The following is a 24524-nucleotide window of genomic DNA, read 5'->3' on the forward strand; positions in this document are numbered from 1 at the left end:
GTCCCTATGCGCCGTTTGCTTTTATCCCTGCTGATGTTCTGCGTTTTGCCCGCCTGGGCAGACGGCCACGATCAGTTGTACAAGGTCGCCGGCTGGCCGGAACAACGCGCGCATTTCAGCGATGCCCTCTCGGCTGCTCAGCAACGCTACCAGGGCAGCCTGCCTCCGGCGGTGTTTCAGGCACTGGTCAGCAACAGCAATCAGCGATTTTCCGCCAAGGCCGTGGACCAGCGCGCCGAAGCGCAATTGCGCAAGAACCTCGCCGACCCCAAACCCGCGCTGACGTTTTTCCAGTCGCCTCTGGGCAAGAAAATCGTCGCCGCCGAGTTGCTGGCGACCCGTCGCGACCAACTGGCAAAAAACGCCAAGGGTCTGCCGAAGATGCAGGCCAGCGACAGCCGCATGTTGATCATCGGCCATTTGGCACAAGCCCTGCCCGCACGCGAGGCCGGCGCGGAAGTCAGCCTGGCGATTGCCGGGGTTGCCGCCGACAGCCTGAGCTCGATGATCCCGGGATTGCTCGGTGCCGGTCAGGCCCAGGGCATGCTCAACGGCCAGCGCCAGCGCCTGATGGAGCAGATCGGTAGCGACCTTAACAACACACTGCTGTATGTCTATCGCGACCTGTCGGACAACGAACTGGAAGAGTTCGCGACCTTTGCCGAATCGGCGGAAGGCCAGGCTTATTATCAAGCGGCGCTGGCGGCGATTCGGGCGGGGTTGGCGGTGGGGCAGAGCAATTCGAACCTGACCCAGTGATTTTCGTTTCCAAATAGACCGCTTTCGCGAGCAAGCCCGCTCCCACATTGGATCTGTGCACACCGCCCCTCTGTGGGAGCGGGCTTGCTCGCGAAGGGGCCAGAACAGGCGCTAGGAATTACGGCCTTTTATCCGTCTGGTCAAAAACCCGAAATACTCCTGCCGCATCACCAGCGTCTCATTCGCCAGATGATGTCGTGCCTCGGGCAGCATCAGCACCTGCGGCCGATCAAACTTTCCCCGCAACACTTCCAGGTTGTGCTCCCAATCCACCGTCATGTCGGCCTGCCCCTGCACGATCAGCGGCCGGCGGGTACTCATGGGGGCGGCCTCGATACGTTTGATCCAGCGCGCCAACGCGCCCACCCAGGCTGTCGGCAGGCGCAGCGGCTGCAACGGATCGGCCTGCAGAAACGGCAGAAAGGCCGGGTCGTTGGAGTTCTCGCTGAAACGCCGGGCGATGGCTTTGACGAAAGGCTTGAGCAGGTAGTAACTCAGTTGCGACCAACCCCACGCCCGTGGCCGCACCAGCGGCGACAGCAAAATCACCTGGCCCTGGGCCGGGCTGCTCGCCCCCGCATTCAACACATGATCGATCACGATCGCCCCGCCGGTGCTCTGCCCGCACAAGTGCCACGGCTGCGGCAAGTCGAGGGATTGCGCCTCGCGGAACAACCCTTGCAATGCGTCCTGATACTCGGCGAAATCCTTGATGCTCGCCCGTTCGCCACTGGACAGGCCATGCCCCGGCAAGTCGCAGGCAATCACCGCAAAGCCCTGGTCCAGCGCCCACTCGATCACATGCCGATAGAGCCCGGTGTGGTCGTAGAAACCGTGGATGACAAACAGCGTCGCCTTGGCTCGCTCGGGCCACCAGAACTGGCTGACCAGCTCATAACCGTCGACCTCGAATCGCCCAAGGCCGCTGCGCACCTGACGCGAGGCAAAATCCAGCCCGTAGAATTGCTGGTAAGCCTGCGCCTGCGCCGACAACGGCTGCCCGGCAGCCAATGGCAGCAGGCTTGCACGTAGAAGATCAGGGTCGAAAGTAGCCGGCATGGACGATTCCAGAACGTGAAACGGACTTTATAGGCCTGCGATATTCATCTGTCGCGGCAAGCATGGCAAGCTAGCCACCCTTCGAGGATTGAACCGATGCGCTCGCCCCTTCGCGCCCCCCTGTTTGCCAGCCTGCTCGCCGTGGTGTGTGCTGGCGTATTGTGGGCGGCCTACGACTGGTTCCAGGGGCGTTACTTGCGGGCGTTCAGCGAGCACACCGCGATGTTTTCCGGTGATCCGCTACGCCTTCCCGAATCCCTCGCCGGCCCTGGCGCCATCCGTCTTGTGCATTTCTGGGACCCGGCCTGCCCGTGCAATGTCGGCAATCAACAACACCTGACCGAGCTGGTCGAGCGCTACCGACCCCATGGCGTGGAATTCTATGCCGTGCAAAAACCCGGTAGCCACGGCCAATTGCCGAGCACCTTGAGCAGCCTCAAAACCATCGACATCCTGCCCGGCTCAGAGCAGATCCCCGCCAGCCCGGCCGTGGCGATCTGGGATCGCAGCGGCAAACTGGCGTACTTCGGCCCCTACAGCGAAGGCCTGACCTGCAACTCGAGCAACAGCTTTATCGAGCCGATCCTGCAAGCGCTGGATGAAGGCCGCGCAGTGAGTGCCACGCACACACTGGCCGTGGGTTGTTACTGCCCGTGGCCTGTCGATCCAACTAAATAGGGAAAGACGGGGTAATACGAATCCCTCCTACGGGCGATGCGCCAAATCGGCACCCCGTGTTACACAGTGGCATCAGGAATCACAATAACAACAAGGACTCTTATGAAACGCAGCCTGACCGCTCTCGCTCTGTTGATCGTCGTGCTGGCCTCCGGAGCCGGCTGGTACCTCTACAGCAAGCAGCCGTCACGCCAGGGCATGGTGGAACTGCAACACCTGCAAGGCTCCGTCACCGTGCGCTACGACGAGCGTGGCATCCCGCACATCCGCGCCGACAACGAAACCGACCTGTACCGCGCCCTCGGCTACGTGCATGCCCAGGACCGCCTGTTCCAGATGGAAGTGTTGCGTCGCCTGGCCCGTGGCGAGTTGGCTGAAGTGCTCGGGCCGAAGCTGCTCGACACCGACAAACTGATGCGCAGCCTGCGCATTCGCGAACGCGCAGAAACTTACCTGGCGAACCTCGACAAGCAGTCGCCCTCCTTCATCGCCATGCAAGCCTATCTGGACGGCATCAACCAGTATCAGGACAGCCACGCCAAACCCGTGGAGTTCGATGTGCTGGGCATTCCAAAACGCCCGTTCACCGCCCAGGACACCATCAGCATCGCCGGCTACATGGCCTACAGTTTTGCTGCGGCATTTCGTACCGAACCCCTGCTGACATTCGTGCGCGATCAACTGGGGCCCCAATACCTGAACATCTTCGATCTCGACTGGCAGCCCAAGGGCGTGCTCAACGGGACCGGCACCACCTTGGCCAGCGCCGACTGGAAAGACCTCAATGCCCTCGCCCGCTTGAGCGAACAAGCCCTGGCTGACAACGGCCTGCCACAGTTCGAGGGCAGCAACGCCTGGGTCGTCGCGGGCAGCCGGACCCAAAGCGGCAAGCCGCTGCTGGCGGGTGATCCGCATATCCGTTTTTCCGCGCCGTCAGTGTGGTACGAAGCGCAGCTCTCGGCGCCCGGCTTCGAACTCTACGGCCACTATCAGGCCTTGATGCCGTTTGCGTCGCTGGGCATGAACCACGACTTCGGCTGGAGCATCACCATGTTCCAGAATGACGACCTCGACCTGATCGCCGAGAAGGTCAACCCGGACAACCCCAATCAGGTCTGGTATCGCGGCAAGTGGGTGGACATGACGACCAGCGAGCAGCAGATCGCAGTCAAGGGCCAGGCGCCAGTCACCCTGGTGTTGCGTCAGTCGCCCCACGGCCCGATCGTCAACGATGCCTTGGGCAGCGGCGTCGGTAAAACCCCGATTGCCATGTGGTGGGCATTTCTCGAAAGCCAGAACCCGATCCTGGAGGGTTTCTACCAGCTCAATCGCGCCGACACCCTGGCCAAGGCCCGTGGTGCCGCGGCAAAAATCCAGGCCCCGGGCCTGAACGTTGTCTGGGCCAATGCCAAGGGAGATATCGGCTGGTGGGCGGCGGCACAATTGCCTAAACGCCCGGCGGGTGTACGCCCGTGGTTCATCCTCGATGGCAGCACCGCCGAGGCGGACAAGGATGGCTTCTACCCGTTCAGCGCCAACCCTCAGGAAGAAAACCCGGCCCGGGGCTACATCGTCTCGGCCAACTTCCAGCCGGTGTCGCCAACCGGCATGGAGATTCCCGGCTACTACAACCTTGCCGATCGCGGCCAGCAACTCAATCGCCAGCTCAGCGACAAAGCGATCAAATGGGACCTGGAAAACAGCCAGAAACTGCAACTGGGCACCACTACCGCCTACGGCCCGCGCCTGTTGGCACCGCTGTTGCCGGTGTTGCGCGAAGTGGTGAGCGATCCCGCCGAACTCAAACTGGTGGAGCAACTGGCCCAGTGGAAAGGCGATTACCCGATCGACTCGACCAGTGCCACGCTGTTCAACCAGTTCCTGTTCAACCTGACTGACGCGACGATGCGCGATGAACTGGGTAACGACTTCTTCGAAACGCTGCTCTCGACCCGGGTGATCGACGCCGCGCTCCCCCGCCTGGCCGCCAGCGCCGATTCGCCGTGGTGGGACAACCGCAGCACCCTCGGCAAGGAAACCCGTGCCGACACGGTGAAGGCCGCCTGGCAAGCCAGCCTCGCGCACCTCAAGAGCACCCTCGGCGCAGACGCCTCGCAATGGCAGTGGGGCAGCGCGCACACATTGACCCATGGCCATCCGCTCGGGCAGCAGAAGCCGCTGGACCTGTTCTTCAATGTCGGCCCCTTCGCCGCACCTGGCAGTCATGAAGTGCCGAACAACCTCTCGGCGAAAATCGGACCGGCACCCTGGCCCGTCACCTACGGCCCTTCGACCCGGCGCCTGATCGACTTCTCCGACCCGGCCCACAGCCTGACCATCAACCCGGTCGGCCAGAGCGGAGTCCTGTTCGACAGCCACTATGATGATCAGGCCGAGGCCTACGTCGAGGGGATGTACTTCCAGGCGCATCTCAATGAAGAAGAGATCACGGCCAATACCCGCAGTACGTTGAAGCTGTTGCCGGCGCGGGCTGTACCATAGATTTTTGCTGGCCGGGCTGGCGTCATCGCGAGCAAGCTCGCTCCCACAAGGATCTGTGTCGAACACAAATTATGTGAACACCAGAGAAACCTGTGGGAGCGAGCTTGCTCGCGATGGGGCCCTGATAGACGCCTACAAATTCAGCTCAAACCATCGCCGCAAAGTTCAGCCGGAACTGCTGCGGCGTCACCCCCAACCTGCGATTGAACACACTGCGCATGTGCTGGGCATCGCGAAAACCGCATTGATAGGCCACGGTCTTGAGCGGCGCGCGGGTGCTTTCCAGCAGCGTGCGCGCCGCATCGACCCTCGCTCGCTCGACGAACTCGGCCGGGGTAATTTTCGCTTCCCTGGCAAACACCCGGGAGAAGTTGCGCGCACTCATGTTGGCGGCATTGGCCAGGTCGGCGATGGCCAGGTCGCCCGTCAGGTTGGCCAGCACGTAATGCTGCACCATCGCTACCGCCGAATCCGCTTCGGCGTGGGGTGTGAGGAACGGGCTGAATTGCGACTGCCCGCCCGAACGCTGGGTGAACACCACCAGCCGCTTGGCGACGCTGAGTGCAACTTCCGGCCCGTGATCCCGGCCCAATAGATACAACGACAGATCGATCCCCGCTGTGACCCCGGCCGAGGTGAACAGCTCGCCGTCCTCAACATACAGTCGATCCGCTTCCACTCGGGACGAGGGGCACAGCGCCGCCAGATCCGATGCGTCCTGCCAATGCGTGGTGACCGTGCGCCCCTCCAGCAATCCGGCCCGGGCGAGCATGAACGCGCCGTTGCAGATCGAGCCGAAGCGCTTGGCCCGCGCGCAGGCATCGCGCAACCAGCCGTCGAATGCCATGCCGAAATCCATGAACGGCAACTGCGGCCCGCCCGCCACCAGCAACAGGTCATACGGCTCCAGCGCTTCGCTGAAATGCCGATGGGCATTGAGTGCCAAACCGTTGGAGCACGCCATCATCCCGCGCTCGACGCCGATCACCTCCAGCCGATAGTGATCCTGCGGGGCAAGGAAGCGATTGGCCTCGGAAAACACATCCATGGGGCCGGTGACATCCAGCGACTGAACGCCGGCGAACACCACGATGGCTACGGTTTTACTCATGGTTCGAAGAGCCTCTCATGGCACCGATTGCAACGCTCACCTGTAGGAGCGAGCCTGCTCGCGATGGACGTCAACGATGACGGGAGCTGGCTGGATGTACGCGGTGCCCTCACGTGCATCGCGAGCAAGCTCGCTCCTACAGGGTCTGCATGCACCCTAGCCAATCCACGCCCAACAAGCGAGGTTGGCACGATATGCACGCTCATTGGCCGGGATCGCAGCCATGGATCGATTGTCCGGTTTCCGGGGCCGGAACAGACTTAAACCCTCAGCGCCGCCAAGGCGTTCACGACGAGGAAAACTCCATGAGCACCACCATCGCCGGCATCAAGATCCCCGACAGCGCACTGGCCAAGGCCACCACCGAATACATCCGCGACATCGAGTCCGACCTGCTCTACCACCACTCGCGCCGGGTCTTCCTGTTCGGTGCTCTGAGCGGCGAGCGCAAGCAACTGGCCTACAACCCGGAGTTGCTGTACGTCGGCGCGATGTTCCATGACCTGGGACTGGTGCAAGGTCATCGCAGCGACAACGAGCGCTTCGAAGTCGACGGTGCCAACGCGGCAGCGGCGTTCCTCAAGCCTTACGGACTGAGCGATGACGACATCGAACAGGTCTGGCTATCGATTGCCCTGCACACCACGCCGGGCGTTCCTCAGCATTTGCGGCCCACCGTGGCACTGGTCACGGCTGGCGTCGAGATGGACGTGCTGGGCATGGACTACGCGGCGTTTTCCAGCGTGCAGCGCGAAGCGGTGGTGCATGCGCATCCACGGGGCGAGGGATTCAAGGAGTGCATCATCTGCGCGTTTGCCGACGGCTTGCGCCATCGTCCGCAGACCACGTTCGGCAATGTGAAGACTGATGTGCTGGTGGATCAGGAGCCGGGGTTCAAGCCGATGAACTTCGTCGAGGTCATTCGTAAATCTCCCTGGGGCACATAAGCAAATGTGGGAGCGGGCTTGCTCGCGAAGGGGTCGTGTCAGTCTACATCCACATTGACTGACACAACGCTTTCGCGAGCAAGCCCGCTCCCACATTTTGGATTGGGTTGATCACAAGAGCGTGGTCAACCCGACGTCAGGCTCAAGCCGCTTCCGGCGCCTGCGCGCGACGCACGTCCGGTTGCTTCCACGAGTCGGCTGCCGCTTCTTCGATCGCCTGCTGGATCGCACGACGACGGCTTTCTTCGGCGCGACGGCTGAAGAACCAGACCAGGAAGGTCACGATGGACACCGCCAGCAGGATCAGGCTGGCCACGGCGTTGATCTCGGGTTTGACCCCCAGACGGACCGCCGAGAACACTTCCATCGGCAGGGTCGTGGAGCCCGGGCCGGACACGAAGCTCGCCAGCACGAGGTCATCCAGCGACAGGGCGAACGACATCATGCCGCCCGCTGCCAGCGATGGCGCGATCATCGGGATGGTGATCAGGAAGAACACCTTCCACGGCCGCGCACCGAGGTCCATGGCCGCTTCTTCGATGGACAGGTCCAGCTCACGCAAGCGTGCCGAGACCACCACCGCCACATAGGCCGCACAGAACGTGGTGTGGGCGATCCAGATGGTGACGATGCCGCGTTCCTGCGGCCAGCCGATCATCTGCGCCATGGCCACGAACAGCAGCAACAGCGACAGACCGGTGATCACCTCAGGCATGACCAGCGGCGCAGTGACCAGGCCACCGAACAGGGTACGGCCCTTGAAGCGCGTAATGCGCGTCAGGACGAACGCCGCCAATGTACCCAGCGCCACCGCCGCGATGGCGGTGTAGCAGGCGATTTCCAGCGAGCGCACCACCGAACCCATCAGTTGGCTGTTGTCGAGCAGGCCGACGTACCACTTGATCGACCAGCCGCCCCACACCGTTACCAGTTTGGAGGCGTTGAACGAGTAGATGACCAGGATCAGCATCGGCAGGTAGATGAACAACAGACCCAGTACCAGCATCAGGCTGGAGAAACGGAAGCGCTTCATTCTTTACCCTCCATTTCCTTGGCCTGACTGCGGTTGAACAGGATGATCGGCACAATCAGGATCGCCAGCATCACTACCGCCAGGGCAGACGCCACCGGCCAGTCACGGTTGTTGAAGAACTCTTGCCAGAGCACTTTACCGATCATCAGGGTTTCCGGACCACCGAGCAGTTCCGGGATCACGAACTCACCCACCACCGGGATGAACACCAGCATGCAGCCGGCGATGATGCCGTTTTTCGACAGCGGCACGGTGATTTTCCAGAAGCTGTTGAACGTGCTCGAACCCAGGTCCGACGCAGCTTCCAGCAGGCTCTGGTCGTGCTTCACCAGGTTGGCGTACAGCGGCAGGATCATGAACGGCAGGTAGGAATAAACCACGCCGATGTAGACCGCCAGGTTGGTGTTGAGGATCTGCAGCGGCTCGTCGATCCAGCCCATGCTCATCAGGAACCCGTTGAGCAGGCCGTTATTGCTGAGGATGCCCATCCACGCGTAAACGCGGATCAGGATCGCGGTCCAGGTCGGCATCATGATCAGCAGCACCAGCACCGTTTGCACTTCCTTGCGGGCAACGGAGATGCCGTAGGCCATCGGGTAGCCAATCAGCAGGCAGAGGATGGTGCTGAAAAACGCCATCTTCAACGAGCCGAGGTAAGCGGCGATGTACAGCTCGTCACCGGCCAGCATCGCGTAGTTGCCCAGGTTAAGCAGCAACTGCAACTTCTGCTCGGCGTAGCTGTAGATCTCGGTGTATGGCGGAATGGCCACGTCCGCTTCGGCGAAGCTGATCTTCAGTACGATGAAGAACGGCAGCATGAAGAACAGGAACAGCCAGATGAAGGGAACCCCGATGACCATCTGACGGCCACCGGGAATTATTCGATTGAGTCGACGCTTGAATTTGCGCATGTTCATGAGCGCAGCACCACGCCGCTGTCGTCTTCCCAGTACACGTAGACCTGATCACCCCAGGTCGGACGCTGCCCGCGACGCTCGGCGTTGGCCACGAACGACTGCACCAGCTTGCCGCTTGGCAATTCGACGTAGAACACCGAGTGCCCACCCAGGTAGGCGATGTCGTGCACTTTGCCGCTGGACCAGTTGTACTGGCAGGTCGGCATGTCGGCGGTGACCAGCAGTTTTTCCGGACGGATCGCGTAGGTGACCGACTTGTCCTGCACCGAAGTGCTGATGCCGTGGCCGACGTAGATCTGACGATCCAGGTCTTTGCAGGTAATGATCGCGTGACCTTCGGCGTCGTCGATCACTTCGCCTTCGAAGATGTTCACGTTGCCGATGAATTCGCAGACCAGGCGACTGGTCGGGGTTTCGTAGATGTCGATCGGGCTGCCGATCTGGGCGATCCAGCCCAGGTGCATGATCGCGATACGCTCGGCCATGGTCATGGCCTCTTCCTGATCGTGGGTCACCATCACGCAGGTTACGCCGACGCGCTCGATGATCTCCACCAGCTCCAACTGCATTTGCGAACGCAGTTTTTTATCCAGTGCGCCCATCGGTTCGTCGAGCAGCAGCAGCTTCGGGCGCTTGGCCAGGGAACGGGCCAGGGCCACACGCTGACGCTGACCACCGGACAACTGATGCGGTTTGCGCTTGGCGTACTGGCTCATCTGTACCAGCTTGAGCATGTCGGCCACGCGGGCGTCGATCTCTGACGTCGGCAGTTTGTCCTGCTTGAGGCCAAAGGCGATGTTCTGCGCCACGGTCATGTGCGGGAACAAGGCGTAGGACTGGAACATCATGTTGATCGGCCGCTCGTATGGCGGCATATCAGTGATGTCTACGCCATCGAGGAAAATGCGCCCCTCCGTGGGCCGTTCGAAACCTGCGAGCATGCGCAGCAAAGTGGATTTGCCCGATCCCGAACCGCCGAGCAGGGCGAAAATTTCGCCTTTCTTGATTTCCAGGGACACATCGTCCACGGCAATCGTCTCGTCGAACTTCTTCGTGACCCGGTCGATTTTGACCAGCACCTGTTTAGGTGACTGGTCGCCCTCGAGGGCTTTCTTATAGGCGCCGGAGGCAACTGCCATTTACGAAACTCCCAACAAAATTTTCAGTTCGCTCAAGGTGAGCGAACCTTGGATAGTTTGAGCCTTGAAACTATTTACCCGACTTGACCTTGGTCCAGCTGCGGGTCATCAAACGTTGAATATTCGGCGGTAACTCGATCGACACGTAGGTCTTGTCGAGCACCTCTTGCGGTGGATAAACCGCTTCGTCGGTGCGAATGGACTGTTCCATCAGTTTGTCCGACCCCGGGTTAGGGTTGGCATAGCCGACGTAATCGCTGACCTGGGCAATCACCTCAGGCTTGAGCAAATAGTTGATGAAGGCGTGGGCCTGCTTGACGTTGGCCGAGTCCTTCGGAATCGCCAGCATGTCGAACCAGAGCGCACCACCCTCTTTCGGAATCGAGTAGGCGATGTTCACGCCTTTCTTGGCTTCTTCGGCGCGGTTCTTGGCCTGGAAGATGTCGCCGGAGAAACCGATCGCCACGCAGATATCGCCGTTGGCCAGATCCGCGATGTACTTGGAGGAATGGAAGTAAGTTACGTAAGGCCGCACTGCAAGCAACTTGGCGGTGGCCTTTTCGTAGTCCTTGGGATCAGTGCTGTTAGCGTTCAGGCCCATGTAATTGAGCACTGTCGGCATCATTTCATCGGCGGAGTCGAGGAATGCGACGCCACAGCTTTGCAGTTTCTTGATGTTCTGCGGCTCGAACAGCACGCCCCACGAATCAATCGTATCGACGCCCAGCACAGCCTTGACCTTGTCGACGTTGTAACCGATGCCGTTGGTGCCCCACAGGTACGGCACGGCGTACAGGTTGCCCGGATCGTTCTGTTCCAGGCGCTTGAGCAGCACTGGATCGAGGTTCGAATAGTTCGGCAGCTGCGACTTGTCGAGCTTCTGGAATGCCCCGGCCTTGATCTGCTTGCCGAGGAAGTGGTTCGACGGCACGACCACGTCGTAGCCGGTACGCCCGGCCAGCAATTTACCTTCCAGGGTTTCGTTGGAATCGAAGACGTCATAAACCGGCTTGATACCGGTCTCTTTCTGGAAATCGGCCAGGGTGGTCTCGCCGATGTAGTCGGACCAGTTATAAATATGCACGGTACCGGCGGCCTGGACACTGACAGCAACTGTCAGCCCGGCACCCACCAGCATGGCATTGCGCAACATAGAAAAAATAGGCAAGTGGAGGTCCTCTGAAATTAGTTGGGCCCAAGTTGCCCCGCGCTACATGACAACCGTGGTTGCCCGGCAACAAAACCGGCGCGCAACTTACCCTCGAAAAACCGTTCCAGCAAAACTTTCTGTCATTTAATTACACCTGCTGCCGCCACCGCGCGGGTGGCGACAACAGGTTGTTGCATCAAACCGGCTTATTTACCGGATTTGATCTTGGTCCAGCTGCGGGTCATGATTCGCTGGGTCGCGGCCGGCAAGTCGGCAATCGCGTACAGCTTGGCCAGCACGTCCGCCGGCGGGTAAACGCCCGGGTCGCTGGTGATGTCTTTATCGACCAACGCAGTTGCAGCCGCGTTACCGTTCGGGAAACGTACGGCGTTGGTGATTTCAGCCATGATTTCCGGCTTCTGCAGGAAGGTCATGAACTTGTAGGCGCCTTCGACGTTTTCGGCATCTTTAGGGATGGCGACCATGTCGTAGAAGCTGCCGGCACCTTCTTTGGGAATGTTGTAGCTGACTTTCACCTTGCCACCGGCTTCTTCCGCGCGGGACTTGGCCTGGTAAATGTCACCCGAGTAACCCACGGCCACGCAGATGTTGCCGTTGGCCAGGTCGGAGATGTACTTGGACGAGTGGAAGTAACCTACCGAAGGACGAATTTTCAGGAACAGCGCTTCGGCTTCGGCCAGTTGTTTCTTGTCCTGGCTGTCGGTTGGATAGCCCAGGTAGTGCAATGCCACCGGAATCATCTCGGTTGGCGAATCGAGGAAGCTGATACCGCACGCCTTCAACTTCGCGGCGTTTTCAGGTTTGAACAAGAGGTCCCAGGAGTTGGTCGGCGCGTCGGCACCCAGCGCAGCCTTGACCTTCTCGGGATTGAAGCCGATACCGATCGAACCCCACATGTACGGGAAGGCGTGCTCGTTACCCGGGTCGCTCACGGAAACGGCCTTGAGCAGGTCGGTGTTCAGGTTCTTCCAGTTAGGCAGCTTGGACTTGTCCAGCTTCTGGTAGACGCCAGCCTTGATCTGCTTGGCCAGGAAGTTGTTCGACGGTACAACGATGTCGTAACCGGACTTGCCTGCCAGCAACTTGGCTTCAAGGGTTTCGTTGCTGTCGAAGACGTCATAGACAACCTTGATGCCCGACTCGTCTTCAAACTTCTTGACGGTGTCAGGTGCGATGTAGTCGGACCAGTTGTACACGTGCAGTACTTTGTCATCGGCCTGAACCGCGCCGGCCATCAAACCCATTACGGACATGGCAAGCAGAGTCTTGCCAGCGAGCTTTTTACCTAGTGCCTTCATGCGTAATGCTCCAAATTTTTCTTTTTTGAACCACTTGTTCAGCGACCGAACCCGGGCAACTGGAACCGCGGCTAGTCTGGCAAGATCCACATCGGTCTTTCAAGGAAACGGCCACGCTTTCTGACAGTTCTGAGCGAAAGCTTCTACTTCCTATGTAGAACTTTGTACCTCCGCTCAGAGCCTAGCACTTAGCCCTGCAATGCACTCAGGGTCAGGTCAAGACACTTGCGAGCCTTGGTCACCAGTTCATCGATTTCCGCCGGTGTAATCACCAGTGGCGGAGCGATGATCATGGTGTCGCCGACGGCGCGCATGATCAGGCCGTTATCGAAGCAGAACTGACGGCAGATCATGCCGACGCCCTTGCCTTCGAAACGCTTGCGTGTGGCCTTGTCCTGGACCAGTTCGATGGCCCCCAACAGACCCACCCCACGAACTTCACCCACCAGCGGGTGATCGTTCAGTTCCCACAGACGCTTTTGCAAATACGGTGCCGTTTCGGACTTCACGCGCTCGACAATTTTTTCGTCGCGCAGGATGCGGATGTTTTCCAGCCCCACAGCCGCTGCCACCGGGTGCCCGGAGTAGGTGAAACCGTGGTTGAAGTCGCCGCCCTCATTGAGCACGTCCACCACTTCGTCACGCACAATCAGACCACCCATCGGGATGTAGCCCGAGGTCAGACCCTTGGCGATGGTCATCATGTCTGGCTTGAGGTCGTAGAAATCGCTGCCGAACCACTCGCCGGTACGACCGAAACCGCAAATCACTTCGTCAGCCACGAACAGAATGTCGTACTTGGCGAGGATTTCCTTGATGCGCGGCCAGTAAGTCTCTGGCGGAATGATCACGCCACCGGCACCCTGGATCGGCTCGGCAATAAAGGCACCGACGTTGTCGACGCCGACCTCCAGAATCTTTTCTTCCAGCTGATTGGCCGCCCACACACCGAACTCTTCCGGGGTCATTTCGCCGCCTTCGCCGAACCAGTACGGCTGGGCAATGTGAACGATGCCCGGGATCGGCAAGTCGCCCTGTTCGTGCATGTACGTCATACCGCCCAGGCTCGCGCCGGCCACGGTGGAACCGTGATAGCCGTTCTTGCGGCTGATGATGACTTTCTTGTTCGGCTGACCCTTGATCGACCAGTAGTGACGAACCATACGCAGCATGGTGTCGTTGCCTTCGGAGCCGGAACCGGTGAAGAACACGTGGTTCATGCCTTCAGGCGCGATGTCGGCGATAGCCTTGGCCAGTTCCAGTACCGGCGGATGCGCAGTCTGGAAGAACAGGTTGTAGTAAGGCAGTTCGCGCATCTGTTTACTGGCGGCATCGGCCAGTTCATCGCGACCATAACCAATTGCGACACACCACAGGCCGGCCATGCCATCGAGGATCTTGTTGCCTTCGCTGTCCCAGAGGTAAACGCCCTTGGCGTTGGTGATGATCCGCGGGCCTTTCTCTTTCAGCTGCTTGAAATCGCTGAACGGAGCCAGGTGGTGATCATTGCTCAGGGTTTGCCATTCACGGGTTTGCGGATTGTTGCTGGTCATACGAATCTCCTAAAAAAATCACGTGAAGGCGCCGCCAGGCAGCGGCGGCGCCCGGCGTATCAGACGGCAAAGAGCAGGAATTCCCTTTCCCACGAACTGATCACGCGCTTGAAGTTTTCATGCTCGGCCCGCTTGACCGCAACGTAGCCAGTGATGAAATTTTTGCCCAGGTAACGCTCGATGGTCGCGCTGTTTTCCATGCGTTCCAGCGCGTCTTCGATGGTCAGCGGCAGGCGCAGGTTGCGGCGTTCATAGCCACGCCCCACTACCGGCGCACTCGGGTTCAGGCCTTCGACCATGCCGATGTAACCGCAGAGCAGGCTCGCGGCAATCGCCAGGTACGGGTTGGCATCGGCGCCCGGCAGGCGGTTTTCCACCCGACGGTTTTGCGGCCCCGCATCCGGCACCCGCAGGCCCACGGTGCGGTTCTCTTCGCCCCACTCCACGTTCACCGGCGCCGAGGTATCCGGCAGGAAGCGGCGGAATGAGTTGACGTTGGGTGCGAACAGCGGCAACAGCTCGGGAATGAGTTTCTGCAGACCACCGATGTGGTGCAGGAACAACTGGCTCATGGTCCCGTCGTCATTGGAGAAGATGTTCTTGCCGGTCTCGATGTCGATGACGCTCTGGTGCAAGTGCATGGCGCTGCCCGGCTCGCCGGTCATCGGCTTGGCCATGAAGGTCGCGGCCACATCATGCTTGAGCGCGGCTTCGCGCATGGTGCGCTTGAACACCAGGATCTGGTCGGCCAGGGACAGGGCATCGCCGTGACGGAAGTTGATTTCCATCTGCGCCGTGCCGTCCTCGTGGATCAGCGTATCGAGGTCCAGGTCTTGCAATTCGCACCAGTCGTAGACGTCTTCGAACAACGGATCGAATTCGTTCGCGGCTTCAATGGAGAACGACTGGCGACCGATTTCCGGGCGACCGGAGCGGCCGATTGGAGGTTGCAGCGGGTAGTCCGGGTCGTCACTGCGCTTGGTCAGGTAAAACTCCATTTCCGGCGCCACGATCGGCTGCCAGCCTTTGTCGGTATAGAGTTTCAGGACTTTCTTGAGCACGTTGCGCGGCGACAGCTCGATCGGGTTGCCTTGCTTGTCGTAGGTATCGTGGATGACGATGGCGGTCGGCTCGATGGCCCACGGCACCAGGTACACCGCGCTCTGGTCGGGGCGGCAGATCATGTCGATGTCGGCCGGGTCGAGCAGTTCGTAATAGATGTCGTCTTCGACGTAATCGCCGGTCACTGTCTGCAACAGAACGCTTTCTGGCAGGCGCATGCCTTTTTCGGCGATGAATTTGTTGGTCGGCGAAATCTTGCCCCGGGTAATCCCGGTCAAGTCGGCGATCATGCATTCGACTTCTGTGATCTTGTGGTTTTTCAACCAATCGGTGAGCTGGTCGAGGTTGTTACTCATAAATGCCTCTAGGCTTGAGTTGTCTGACCCTTTTGAGGTCAGGCGTTGTTTGACGCATCGGCGTCGCGTTGTAGAGCGTTTGCGCGGCAGATTATCGTGCTTGGCAACACGGCTGCAGAGGCCGGGCGTGCAGAATCGCGAGCGGTGCCCTGAACAATGGTCAGGCCGCTATTGTGAATCGGTTCTATATTGAATGGAGTAACCGTAATGGGGGTGCCATCGCGACCGTCCAGAATATCGGACGGGGACGGTTGAACCGTCACGGATGGGAGGATCACCAGAACCGCCGGGGCCACGGAACGGACGGACGTGTCATCACTGATGTGACAAGCATGCCGACCGACCTGTCTTGAGCAGTCGGTGACGCCGATTATCGGCAGGCGAGACATGAAGCACCCCGGTATTATTGCTGTTATGGGTTTGATTCGAGCTTAGCCTTGTTCATTTTTTTACACAACACCCCCGTAAAAAATACAACACGGCCCGCTCAAGCCTGCGGGCGCCATAGAGGCCAAGGGCATAAAAACGCCCCAAAGTGCCTCAAAAAAGCCACACAGGCGCTTTTTTAGGGCAAAAAAGGCCTCGCTTGACTTCGGCATGCCGTTCGGGTTGACTGGAATCTGAAAAGATCAATGATTGATATTTTTAACAACAAAGGTGTTGCATCATGTCGGTACCCCCGCGTGCCGTTCAGCTTAACGAAGCGAACGCGTTCCTTAAGGAACATCCTGAGGTTCTGTACGTTGACCTTCTGATTGCGGATATGAATGGTGTGGTGCGCGGCAAGCGCATCGAACGCACCAGCCTCCACAAGGTTTACGAGAAAGGCATCAACCTGCCGGCCTCTCTATTTGCTCTGGATATCAATGGCTCGACGGTGGAAAGCACCGGCCTGGGCCTGGACATCGGCGATGCTGACCGAATCTGCTATCCAATCCCCGATACCCTATGCAACGAGCCATGGCAGAAGCGCCCGACCGCGCAACTGTTGATGACCATGCACGAACTCGAAGGCGAACCATTCTTCGCCGACCCGCGTGAAGTGCTGGCCAATGTGGTGCGCAAGTTCGACGAAATGGGCCTGACCATCTGCGCCGCGTTCGAACTGGAGTTCTACCTGATCGACCAGGAGAACGTGAACGGTCGTCCGCAACCGCCGCGCTCGCCGGTTTCCGGCAAACGTCCGCACTCGACTCAGGTCTACCTGATCGACGACCTCGACGAATACGTCGACTGCCTCCAGGACATTCTGGAGGGTGCCAAAGAGCAAGGCATTCCGGCCGACGCCATCGTCAAGGAAAGTGCCCCGGCGCAGTTCGAAGTCAACCTGCACCACGTGGCTGACCCGATCAAGGCCTGTGACTACGCGGTCCTGCTCAAGCGCCTGATCAAGAACATCGCCTACGACCATGAAATGGACACCACCTTCATGGCCAAGCCTTACCCAGGCCAGGCGGGTAATGGTCTGCACGTCCACATCTCGATTCTCGACAAAGACGGCAAGAACATTTTTGCCAGTGAGGATCCCGAGCAGAACGCCGCACTGCGTCACGCGATCGGCGGTGTGCTCGAGACCCTACCGGCGCAGATGGCTTTCCTCTGCCCGAACGTCAACTCCTACCGTCGTTTCGGCGCACAGTTCTACGTGCCGAACTCGCCGTGCTGGGGTCTGGATAACCGCACCGTGGCGATTCGCGTACCGACCGGCTCCGCCGACGCCGTGCGCATCGAACATCGTGTAGCCGGCGCCGATGCCAACCCGTACCTGCTGATGGCTTCGGTCCTGGCAGGCGTGCACCACGGCCTGACCAACAAAATCGAGCCTGGCGCCCCGGTCGAAGGCAACAGCTACGAGCAGAACGAGCAGAGCCTGCCGAACAACCTGCGCGATGCACTGCGCGAGCTGGACGACAGCGAAGTCATGGCCAAGTACATCGATCCGAAATACATCGATATCTTCGTGGCCTGTAAAGAGAGCGAGCTGGAGGAGTTCGAACACTCCATCTCCGACCTCGAGTACAACTGGTACCTGCATACCGTTTAATCGGTTGCAGTAAAAAAACGCCGCCGGCTGTAAAAGCCTGCGGCGTTTTTTTATGGCCAACACCGCCTCCTGTGGCGAGGGGGCTTGTCGGGACGCCGCACCGCCCCGTTGGGCTGCACAGCAGCCCCAAAAAATACACCCTCATGTGTATCAGACATACCGCGATTACCGGGTTTGGGAGTGCTTCGCCCTCCAACGGGGGCAAGCCCCCTCGCCACAGGGTATGGATCATCCTCGCGCTCTGCGTACAATGCCCGCAGCCCCGCAGGAGACTCCAATGACACGCGTAGCCACCCCCCGCAAACCCCGCGCACGCAGCCAGGCCCGGATCGATTCGATACTCGATGCGGCCCGCACGCTGCTGGCTGCCGAGGGCGTGGCCAGCCTGTCGATCTACAGCGTCGCCGAGCGCGCGGAGATACCGCCCTCCTCGGTCTACCACTTCTTCGCCAGCGTGCCGGCGTTGCTCGAAGCCTTGACCGCCGACGTCCATGCGGCCTTCCGCGCCTGCCTGCAAGCCCCTATCGACCACCACGCCTTGAATGGCTGGCGCGATCTGTCGCGACTGGTGGAACAACGCATGCTCGACATCTACGCAGAGGATGCTGCCGCCCGCCAACTCATTCTGGCCCAGCACGGCCTGACCGAAGTCACCCAGGCCGACCGCCAGCACGACATCGAACTGGGCGACCTGATGCACAAGCTGTTCGACCATCACTTCGAGCTGCCGACCTTGCCGAGTGATGTCGATGTGTTCGCCCTGGCCATGGAGCTGGGCGACCGGGTGTATGCGCGCTCGGTGCAGCAGCACGGGCAGATTACGCCGCGCATGGCCGAGGAAGGGATGCGGGTGTTTGATGCTTATGTGGGGTTGTATTTGCCACCGTATCTGCCCAAGCGGAACCTCTAGTGCGCTCACTGACCTCATCGCGAGCAAGCTCGCTCCCACAAGGATCTTCAGTGAATTCAGATTCTGTGAACGACAAATAATCCTGTGGGAGCGAGCTTGCTCGCGATGGCCGCACCGCTCAGCTCAAGACAAACACACATGAAAAACCCCGAAGGGCTCAAACCCTTCGGGGTTGTTGTTTACGCATGTGGCTTACAACTTGGCGATCGACACCTCGGTGGATTTCACAAACGCGATCACTTCACTGCCGACCGCCAGTTCCAGCTCTTTCACCGAGCGTGTGGTGATCACCGAAGTGACAATGCCGGACGCGGTCTGCACGTCGATTTCCGACAGCACGTCGCCGAGGACGATTTCCTTGATGGAGCCTTTGAACTGGTTGCGAACGTTGATGGCCTTGATAGTCATGATGTTGATTCCTGTCGTTGGGTAAGACTTGAGTTATTGAGCCCAGCGCAATTGCGTAGGCAAGGGTGAAACGGGTTCCGGTTCCGGCGGTTGGCCGGGCAGCGCCAGCACGCGATTGAGGACTTCGGTTTCCAGTGCCGCCAGCCGATGGGAGCCACGAACCCGAGGGCGCGGCAGTTCCACGTGCAGGTCGAGGCCGACTTCGCCGTCTTCGATCAGGATCACCCGATCGGCAATCGCCACGGCTTCACTGACGTCATGGGTCACCAGCAACACCGTGAAACCGTGCTGCTGCCAGAGCCGTTCAATCAGTTGCTGCATTTCAATTCGGGTCAGGGCATCCAGCGCCCCCAAGGGCTCGTCGAGCAGCAGCAGGCGCGGCTGATGGATCAACGCACGGGCCAACGCCACGCGTTGCTTCTGCCCACCGGACAGCGCTGCCGGCCACTCGTGGGCGCGATCGGCCAGGCCCACCGCCTCCAAAGCTGCAAGCGCTTGCGGTCGCCAGTTGCCCTTGAGGCCCAGACCGACGTTGTCGATGATCTTTTTCCACGGCAGCAAACGCGCTTCCTGGAACATCAGCCGCGTGTCTTCCCGCGCGTCGCTCAATGGCGCGGCACCGGCGAGCAACTCACCGCCCGTGGGTTGATCGAGGCCGGCGAGCAATCGCAGCAAGGTACTTTTGCCGCAGCCACTGCGACCGACCACGGCAACAAACTGGCCCGCCGGAATGTGCAGGTCGATCTCGCGCAGCACCTGCCGCGAGCCGAAGGTTTTTTGCAGCTTGCGCACCGCCAGCGGAATGCCGCGCAGCAGGCGTGGAGGTTGCTCCGCAATCATGCCGCACCTCCCTTGGCAACCTGATAGGCCGGGTGCCAGCGCAGCCAGACACGCTCAAGTCCACGGGCCGCGAGGTCGGCCAGTTTGCCGAGCACCGCGTACAGCAGAATCGCCAGCACCACCACGTCGGTCTGCAAGAACTCCCGGGCGTTCATGGCCAGATAGCCGATGCCGGAACTCGCGGAAATGGTTTCCGCCACGATCAACGTCAGCCACATGAAGCCCAGGGCGAAGCGCACGCCGACCAGAATCGAAGGCAGCGCCCCCGGCAGAATCACCTGCCAGAACAGGCTGAAACCGCTCAGGCCATAGCTACGCGCCATCTCCACCAACGCCGGGTCGACGTTGCGGATGCCGTGATAGGTGTTGAGGTAGATCGGGAACAACGTGCCCAGCGCCACCAGGAAAATCTTCGCCGACTCGTCGATGCCGAACCACAGGATCACCAGTGGAATCAGCGCCAGGTGCGGCACATTGCGGATCATCTGCACCGAACTGTCGAGCAGGCGTTCGCCCCACTTCGACAGGCCGGTGATGAAGCCGAGCGTCAGGCCGATACCACCACCGATGGTGAAGCCCAGCGCGGCACGCCAGCCACTGATCGCCAGGTGTGTCCAGATTTCGCCACTGCGCACCAGACTTACACCGGCCTCGATGACGGCGATGGGTGCCGGCAGGATCCGTGTCGACAACCAACCCGCCGACACACTCAACTGCCATACCGCCAGCAGCAACACCGGCAACGCCCATGGCGCCAGGCTGTGGATGATTTTCTTCATGACTGCGCCTCAGCTCTGGGACGCGGCTTTGGGAAGAATGTCGTTGGCGACCATCTCGCCGAACGGGCTGACGTAACCGGCGCTCTTCGGCAGTTCAGGACGCTCGACATCGAGGTGCGGGAACAGCAACTCAGCCACCCGGTACGACTCTTCCAGGTGTGGATAACCGGAGAAGATGAAGGTATCGATGCCGAGGTCGGCGTACTCCTTCACGCGGGCGGCCACGGTCGGACCATCGCCCACCAGTGCCGTACCGGCACCGCCGCGCACCAGACCGACGCCGGCCCACAGGTTAGGGCTGACCTCCAGGTTGTCGCGATTGCCGCCGTGCAATGCGGCCATGCGTTGCTGACCGACCGAATCGAAACGCGCCAGCGAAGCCTGGGCACGAGCGATGGTCTCGTTGTCGAGATGGGAGATCAGCCGATCCGCGGCTTTCCAGGCTTCATCGTTGGTTTCGCGCACGATCACGTGCAGGCGAATGCCGAAGCGCACGGTGCGTCCAAGCTTGGCGGCCTTGGCTCGGACCTGTTCGATTTTTTCCGCGACGGCGGCCGGTGGCTCGCCCCAGGTCAGGACCATTTCCACCTGTTCGGCGGCCAGGTCTTGCGCGGCTTCAGAGGAGCCGCCGAAGTACAGCGGCGGACGCGGCTGCTGGATCGGCGGATAGAGCAACTTCGCACCCTTCACGCTGATGTGCTGGCCGTCGTAATCGACGGTTTCACCTTCCAGTACCCGGCGCCAGATGCGGGTGAATTCCACCGAGGCCTGATAGCGTTCTTCGTGGCTGAGGAACAGACCATCGCCCGCCAACTCTTCCGGATCACCACCCGTCACCAGGTTGAACAGCGCACGACCGCCGGACAGTCGATCCAGGGTCGCGGCCTGACGCGCCGCCACCGTCGGGGAAATGATCCCGGGGCGCAGGGCGACAAGGAACTTCAAACGCTGGGTCACAGGAATCAGCGATGCCGCCACCAACCAAGAGTCTTCGCAGGAGCGTCCGGTCGGAATCAGTACCCCGCCAAAACCCAGGCGGTCAGCGGCTTGCGCGACTTGTTGCAGGTAACCGTGATCAACGGCGCGGGCGCCTTCGGCGGTGCCAAGGTAATGGCCGTCGCCGTGGGTAGGCAGGAACCAGAAAATATTGAGGCTCATGGAGTGGTCTCCTTGGGGAATCGATTTATTGGGCTTTGGCAACGGCGGCCGGCGGCGTCCAGATCACGTCTTTGATGCTCAACGGCTTGGGAATCAACTTGAGCTGGTAGAAGCTGTCGGCAATTTTCTGCTGCGCCGCGACCACTTCCGGAGTCAGGAACAACGCGCCATAGCCCTGGCGTTTCACCGAGGTCAGGGTGATGTCGGCTGGCAGGCCGAGCAGCGGTGAAACCTGTTGGGTCACCTCTTGCGGGTTAGCCTTGGACCACTCGCCCACCGCGCGCACTTCTTCCACCAGGGTCTTGATCACCTCGGGATTTTTCTGCGCATAAGGTTTGGTTGCCAGGTAGAACTGATGGTTGTCGACGATGCCCTGGCCATCGCGCAGGGTGCGCGCTTGCAGCTGTTGTTCGGCGGCGGCCTGGTAGGGGTCCCAGATCACCCAGGCGTCGACACTGCCACGTTCGAACGCGGCGCGGGCATCGGCCGGCGGCAGGAATACGGTCTGGATGTCGGTGTATTTGAGGCCGGCGTCTTCCAGTGCACGCACCAGCAGGTAGTGCACGTTGGAGCCTTTGTTGAGGACGACTTTCTTGCCCTTGAGGTCCGCCACCGATTTGATCGCCGAGTCCTTCGGCACCAGGATCGCCTCACTGTGCGGCGCTGGCGGTTCGTAGGCGACGTAGAGCAAATCAGCACCAGCCGCCTGGGCGAACACTGGCGGAGTTTCACCGGTGACACCGAAGTCGATGGAACCGACGTTCAAGCCTTCAAGCAGTTGCGGGCCACCGGGGAATTCCGTCCATTGCACGTCCACGCCTTGGGCGGCGAGGCGTTTTTCCAGGGTGCCTTTGGCTTTGAGCAGCACCAGGGTGCCGTATTTCTGATAGCCGATTCGTAAAGTCTCGGCCTGAGCTTGAGTAATGGCGCCGAAGGTGACAGCCGCAGCAAACAGAGCGACCAGACCACGACGCAAAATGACAGGGCGCATGGCGCTCTCCTTTTTGCAGTTGGGTTTTGGCTGCACCTGCTTGCCCGTTGGCGGGCGAGTAAGGCCAGTACTTCAATTTTTCGGTGAGGCTTAAATGCTCCAGCGAGCACTCAACAAACGATCATTCAACAGGTTCGGATCGAGCGGCTTGGGCCGTCGCGCCATGGCGCTGAAAAACAGCTCAAGCGATTCATTCAGTCGTTGTTCCAGCTCCGGCGCCAACTGCGCCAGGGCGCTGCCTTCGCCGTAAGCGATCTGGCTGTCGACGGCGAAAATCCCCTGCAGCATTTCCTGGGCCTTCAATGCCGACAGCACCGGCTTGAGCGCGTAATCCACCGCCAGCATGTGGGCGATGCTGCCGCCAGTGGCCATCGGCAGAACCACCTTGTGGCTCAAGGCGCGTTCGGGCAGCAAATCCAGCACGACCTTCAGTGCTCCGGAAAACGATGCCTTGTAAACCGGTGTGGCGATCAGCAGGCCATCGGCGTTTTCAATTTGTTGCAACAAGTCGATCACCTTGGGGCTGTCGAAGCGTGCGTGCAGCAAGTCCTCGGCCGGGAAGTCCCGTACCTGATAACTCACCACTTCCACGCCCTGCCCCTGTAACCAACGCTGGGAGCGATCCAGCAGCACCCCGGATCGAGAGCGCTGACTGGGACTGCCACCGAGTGAGACAACCAACATTCAGACGATTCCTTGCACGGTGTTGGCGATTCGCGGTTTGCGATCTCGCTTCGATGGAGTGACCTTAACAGCTGATTTATATATCCATAAATCATATTTATTCATTTGGTTATGCCTTAAAGAAATATATATAACTGTTTCTTCCAGGCAAAAAAACAGGCCGTCGAAACGGCCTGAAATCCCCTGCTTTGTGGATGCTGTTAACTGTGAAACATGTGGTGTCTGACCCGACGCCTTCGCGAGCAAGCCCGCTCCCACAAGGGGGTACGCGGACAAATGTGGGAGCGGGCTTGCTCGCGAAGGCGGCATCAGCCACACCGTAAATATTGATGACTCACCGATTAGGTTGCGGCGTCAGGCGCAAGTAAGGCTTAACCGCTCGATAGCCCTTGGGAAAACGCTGTTTGATTTCATCCTCATCTTTAAGCGACGGCACGATCACCACCTCATCACCGTCCTGCCAGTTGGCCGGTGTGGCCACCTTGTAGTTGTCGGTGAGTTGCAGCGAGTCGATCACCCGCAGGATTTCATTGAAATTGCGGCCGGTGCTCGCCGGGTAGGTAATCGTCAGCCGGACCTTTTTCTTCGGGTCGATCACGAACAGACTGCGCACGGTCAGGGTGTCGTTGGCGTTGGGGTGGATCAGGTCGTAGAGGTCCGAGACTTTGCGGTCGGCGTCATCCAGGATCGGAAAGTTGACCACGGTGTCCTGGGTTTCGTTGATGTCCTCGATCCACCTGTGGTGCGACTCCACCGGGTCCACCGACAAAGCGATGGCCTTGACGCCGCGCGCTGCGAACTCATCCTTGAGCTTGGCGGTGAAGCCCAATTCAGTCGTGCACACCGGCGTGAAGTCCGCTGGATGGGAAAACAGCACGCCCCAACTATCGCCCAGCCACTGATGGAAACGAATGGTGCCGGCGCTGGAGTTCTGTTCGAAATCGGGGGCGATATCGCCAAGTCTGAGACCCATGGTGCTGCTCCTTGTGAGTGCTTGATGGGTTCAACTGTGCCTGTGTTTTTTATCTATTAAAAAGAATAAATATCGATTTATTTAGACCATAAAGAAATATTAAATATCTATTCACTGGACGCGCCCGCACAACCGGCCGAACATCGCCCCCA

General features: G+C 60.0%; 22 protein-coding genes. 6 read left to right on the forward strand and 16 right to left on the reverse strand.

Going from position 1 to position 24524, the window contains the following annotated elements:
- Positions 1–6: 6 nt before the first annotated feature.
- Entirely contained in the window at positions 7–759 is a 753-nt protein-coding gene (locus KGB29_RS20885) for a DUF2059 domain-containing protein (RefSeq protein ID WP_057712860.1), read from the forward strand.
- A 111-nt stretch (positions 760–870) separates the two neighbouring features.
- Here KGB29_RS20885 and KGB29_RS20890 read toward each other — a convergent pair whose 3' ends face one another.
- Complete coding sequence (locus tag KGB29_RS20890; RefSeq protein ID WP_150813761.1) at positions 871–1818, reverse strand: alpha/beta hydrolase; 948 nt, start codon at positions 1816–1818, stop codon at positions 871–873.
- A gap of 96 nt (positions 1819–1914) precedes the next feature.
- Between KGB29_RS20890 and KGB29_RS20895 the strand changes: the two genes are divergently transcribed.
- Both KGB29_RS20895 and KGB29_RS20900 read left to right on the forward strand, forming a co-directional pair.
- The gene (locus tag KGB29_RS20895; RefSeq protein WP_090452017.1) at positions 1915–2496 is read left to right on the forward strand and encodes a DUF6436 domain-containing protein; all 582 of its coding nucleotides are present in this window, start codon (positions 1915–1917) and stop codon (positions 2494–2496) included.
- Between the two features lie 102 nt (positions 2497–2598).
- Positions 2599–4998 (forward strand): penicillin acylase family protein, encoded by a 2400-nt coding sequence (locus KGB29_RS20900; RefSeq protein WP_150813760.1) that lies wholly within the window; start codon positions 2599–2601, stop codon positions 4996–4998.
- 145 nt (positions 4999–5143) lie between these two features.
- Here the strand turns inward: KGB29_RS20900 and KGB29_RS20905 are convergent, their stop codons facing one another.
- Entirely contained in the window at positions 5144–6109 is a 966-nt protein-coding gene (locus KGB29_RS20905; RefSeq protein WP_057712856.1) for a GlxA family transcriptional regulator, read from the reverse strand.
- A 305-nt stretch (positions 6110–6414) separates the two neighbouring features.
- Between KGB29_RS20905 and KGB29_RS20910 the strand changes: the two genes are divergently transcribed.
- Complete coding sequence (locus KGB29_RS20910; RefSeq protein ID WP_150813758.1) at positions 6415–7056, forward strand: HD domain-containing protein; 642 nt, start codon at positions 6415–6417, stop codon at positions 7054–7056.
- A 142-nt stretch (positions 7057–7198) separates the two neighbouring features.
- On the opposite strand, the gene KGB29_RS20915 is transcribed toward KGB29_RS20910, so the two are convergent.
- The 7 genes from KGB29_RS20915 to KGB29_RS20945 all read right to left on the reverse strand — a co-directional run bounded on the left by KGB29_RS20915 (position 7199) and on the right by KGB29_RS20945 (position 15585).
- On the reverse strand, positions 7199–8089 hold the full coding sequence (locus KGB29_RS20915) for an ABC transporter permease subunit (RefSeq protein WP_057712854.1): 891 nt from the start codon (positions 8087–8089) through the stop codon (positions 7199–7201).
- Positions 8086–8967 carry an ABC transporter permease subunit gene (locus KGB29_RS20920; RefSeq protein ID WP_173677919.1) on the reverse strand — a complete coding sequence of 294 codons (882 nt, stop codon included), beginning with the start codon at positions 8965–8967 and terminating at the stop codon, positions 8086–8088. Before KGB29_RS20920 ends, KGB29_RS20915 begins: the two co-directional genes overlap by 4 nt.
- Positions 8968–9002: 35 nt before the next feature.
- Positions 9003–10145: an ABC transporter ATP-binding protein gene (locus KGB29_RS20925; protein WP_150813757.1), complete on the reverse strand. Its 1143-nt coding sequence runs from the start codon at positions 10143–10145 to the stop codon at positions 9003–9005.
- Between the two features lie 70 nt (positions 10146–10215).
- Positions 10216–11313 carry a polyamine ABC transporter substrate-binding protein gene (locus tag KGB29_RS20930; protein WP_150813756.1) on the reverse strand — a complete coding sequence of 366 codons (1098 nt, stop codon included), beginning with the start codon at positions 11311–11313 and terminating at the stop codon, positions 10216–10218.
- Positions 11314–11501: 188 nt separating this feature from the next.
- Entirely contained in the window at positions 11502–12614 is a 1113-nt protein-coding gene (locus tag KGB29_RS20935; RefSeq protein ID WP_090452031.1) for a polyamine ABC transporter substrate-binding protein, read from the reverse strand.
- Between the two features lie 188 nt (positions 12615–12802).
- Positions 12803–14167, reverse strand: a complete 1365-nt coding sequence (locus KGB29_RS20940; RefSeq protein ID WP_150813755.1) for an aspartate aminotransferase family protein — start codon at positions 14165–14167, stop codon at positions 12803–12805.
- A gap of 59 nt (positions 14168–14226) precedes the next feature.
- Positions 14227–15585: a glutamine synthetase family protein gene (locus KGB29_RS20945; protein WP_150813754.1), complete on the reverse strand. Its 1359-nt coding sequence runs from the start codon at positions 15583–15585 to the stop codon at positions 14227–14229.
- Positions 15586–16252: 667 nt separating this feature from the next.
- Between KGB29_RS20945 and KGB29_RS20950 the strand changes: the two genes are divergently transcribed.
- Positions 16253–17629, forward strand: coding sequence for a glutamine synthetase family protein (locus KGB29_RS20950; protein ID WP_053163627.1), 1377 nt, complete (start codon positions 16253–16255; stop codon positions 17627–17629).
- Between the two features lie 277 nt (positions 17630–17906).
- Positions 17907–18539, forward strand: a complete 633-nt coding sequence (locus tag KGB29_RS20955; RefSeq protein WP_057712848.1) for a TetR/AcrR family transcriptional regulator — start codon at positions 17907–17909, stop codon at positions 18537–18539.
- Between the two features lie 192 nt (positions 18540–18731).
- On the opposite strand, the gene KGB29_RS20960 is transcribed toward KGB29_RS20955, so the two are convergent.
- The 7 genes from KGB29_RS20960 to KGB29_RS20990 form a co-directional block, all read right to left on the reverse strand.
- Entirely contained in the window at positions 18732–18947 is a 216-nt protein-coding gene (locus KGB29_RS20960; protein ID WP_007967989.1) for a molybdopterin-binding protein, read from the reverse strand.
- 33 nt (positions 18948–18980) lie between these two features.
- Entirely contained in the window at positions 18981–19787 is an 807-nt protein-coding gene (gene ssuB / locus KGB29_RS20965) for an aliphatic sulfonates ABC transporter ATP-binding protein (protein WP_090452038.1), read from the reverse strand.
- Entirely contained in the window at positions 19784–20566 is a 783-nt protein-coding gene (gene ssuC / locus KGB29_RS20970; protein ID WP_057712846.1) for an aliphatic sulfonate ABC transporter permease SsuC, read from the reverse strand. The genes ssuB and ssuC overlap by 4 nt, the downstream gene beginning before the upstream one ends.
- Before the next feature lie 9 nt (positions 20567–20575).
- A complete protein-coding gene (gene ssuD, locus KGB29_RS20975; RefSeq protein ID WP_057712845.1) occupies positions 20576–21724 on the reverse strand; it encodes an FMNH2-dependent alkanesulfonate monooxygenase in 1149 nt (382 codons plus the stop codon).
- Positions 21725–21749: 25 nt separating this feature from the next.
- Complete coding sequence (locus KGB29_RS20980; protein WP_057712844.1) at positions 21750–22715, reverse strand: sulfonate ABC transporter substrate-binding protein; 966 nt, start codon at positions 22713–22715, stop codon at positions 21750–21752.
- Positions 22716–22805: 90 nt separating this feature from the next.
- The gene (gene ssuE / locus KGB29_RS20985) at positions 22806–23399 is read right to left on the reverse strand and encodes an NADPH-dependent FMN reductase (RefSeq protein ID WP_007993145.1); all 594 of its coding nucleotides are present in this window, start codon (positions 23397–23399) and stop codon (positions 22806–22808) included.
- Between the two features lie 334 nt (positions 23400–23733).
- Positions 23734–24372, reverse strand: a complete 639-nt coding sequence (locus tag KGB29_RS20990; protein ID WP_057712843.1) for a peroxiredoxin — start codon at positions 24370–24372, stop codon at positions 23734–23736.
- Between the last annotated feature and the right edge of the window lie 152 nt (positions 24373–24524).

Origin of the sequence: Pseudomonas sp. BF-B-30, from assembly GCF_019956305.1 — a bacterium.
GTDB classification, from domain to species: domain Bacteria; phylum Pseudomonadota; class Gammaproteobacteria; order Pseudomonadales; family Pseudomonadaceae; genus Aquipseudomonas; species Aquipseudomonas jessenii.